Consider the following 1310-nt stretch of genomic DNA (forward strand, 5'->3'; position numbering starts at 1 on the left):
GAAGTGTGTAGGTTTCCGTAATATTCCTTAGAAAGGAGGTGATCCAGCCGCAGGTTCTCCTACGGCTACCTTGTTACGACTTCACCCTAATCATCTGTCCCACCTTAGGCGGCTGGTTCCTAAAAGGTTACCCCACCGACTTTGGGTGTTACAAACTCTCATGGTGTGACGGGCGGTGTGTACAAGGCCCGGGAACGTATTCACCGCGGCATGCTGATCCGCGATTACTAGCGATTCCGACTTCATGTAGGCGAGTTGCAGCCTACAATCCGAACTGAGAATGGCTTTAAGAGATTAGCTTACTCTCGCGAGTTCGCAACTCGTTGTACCATCCATTGTAGCACGTGTGTAGCCCAGGTCATAAGGGGCATGATGATTTGACGTCATCCCCACCTTCCTCCGGTTTGTCACCGGCAGTCTCACCAGAGTGCCCAACTTAATGCTGGCAACTGATAATAAGGGTTGCGCTCGTTGCGGGACTTAACCCAACATCTCACGACACGAGCTGACGACAACCATGCACCACCTGTATCCATGTCCCCGAAGGGAACGTCTAATCTCTTAGATTTGCATAGTATGTCAAGACCTGGTAAGGTTCTTCGCGTAGCTTCGAATTAAACCACATGCTCCACCGCTTGTGCGGGCCCCCGTCAATTCCTTTGAGTTTCAGCCTTGCGGCCGTACTCCCCAGGCGGAATGCTTAATGCGTTAGCTGCAGCACTGAAGGGCGGAAACCCTCCAACACTTAGCATTCATCGTTTACGGTATGGACTACCAGGGTATCTAATCCTGTTTGCTACCCATACTTTCGAGCCTCAGCGTCAGTTACAGACCAGACAGCCGCCTTCGCCACTGGTGTTCTTCCATATATCTACGCATTTCACCGCTACACATGGAGTTCCACTGTCCTCTTCTGCACTCAAGTTTCCCAGTTTCCGATGCACTTCTTCGGTTGAGCCGAAGGCTTTCACATCAGACTTAAAAAACCGCCTGCGCTCGCTTTACGCCCAATAAATCCGGACAACGCTTGCCACCTACGTATTACCGCGGCTGCTGGCACGTAGTTAGCCGTGGCTTTCTGGTTAAATACCGTCAATACCTGAACAGTTACTCTCAGATATGTTCTTCTTTAACAACAGAGTTTTACGAGCCGAAACCCTTCTTCACTCACGCGGCGTTGCTCCATCAGACTTTCGTCCATTGTGGAAGATTCCCTACTGCTGCCTCCCGTAGGAGTTTGGGCCGTGTCTCAGTCCCAATGTGGCCGATTACCCTCTCAGGTCGGCTACGTATCATTGCCATGGTGAGCC

General features: G+C 51.3%; 1 rRNA gene. It reads right to left on the bottom strand.

Features of this window, described 5'->3' with window-relative positions:
• Nucleotides 1-31 precede the first annotated feature (31 nt).
• Nucleotides 32-1310 (bottom strand): 16S ribosomal RNA (locus MZO41_RS16340); the annotation flags it as partial.

The organism is Lactiplantibacillus sp. C232 (assembly GCF_023806725.1).
Classification (GTDB): domain Bacteria; phylum Bacillota; class Bacilli; order Lactobacillales; family Lactobacillaceae; genus Lactiplantibacillus; species Lactiplantibacillus plantarum.